The sequence below is a fragment of the Bacillus sp. Brlt_9 genome (genome assembly GCF_051948935.1).
Classification (GTDB): domain Bacteria; phylum Bacillota; class Bacilli; order Bacillales; family Bacillaceae_G; genus Bacillus_A.
In genome coordinates this window covers 1-440 of the sequence record NZ_JAYJLO010000038.1, presented here as the reverse complement: position 1 = coordinate 440, position 440 = coordinate 1, and the positions used below count along the sequence as shown (strand labels likewise).

1 protein-coding gene is annotated in these 440 nt (G+C 48.4%); it reads left to right on the top strand.

The window, feature by feature from the left end:
* Positions 1-440, top strand: a 440-nt coding sequence (locus VF726_RS31525; RefSeq protein ID WP_440174144.1) for a hypothetical protein, incomplete at both ends; no start/stop codon positions are given.

The following is a 440-nucleotide window of genomic DNA, read 5'->3' as shown; positions in this document are numbered from 1 at the left end:
TGGAGCAAGAAGAATCAGAGGAAGAGCCAGAACTGAAGCAAGAAGAATCAGAGGAAGAGCCAGAACTGGAGCAAGAAGAATCAGAGGAAGAGCCAGAACTGGAGCAAGAAGAATCAGAGGAAGAGCCAGAACTGGAGCAAGAAGAACCAGAAGAAGAATCAGAAGAAGAGCCAGAACTGGAGCAAGAAGAACCAGAAGAAGAGCCAGAACTGGAGCAGGAAGAATCAGAGGAAGAGCCAGAACTAGAGCAAGAAGAACCAGAAGAAGAGCCAGAACTGGAGCAGGAAGAATCAGAAGAAGAGCCAGAACTGGAGCAGGAAGAATCAGAAGAAGAGCCAGAACTGGAGCAGGAAGAATCAGAAGAAGAGCCAGAACTGGAACAGGAAGAACCAGAAGAAGAGCCAGAACTGGAGCAGGAGGACTCAGAGGAAGAACCAGAG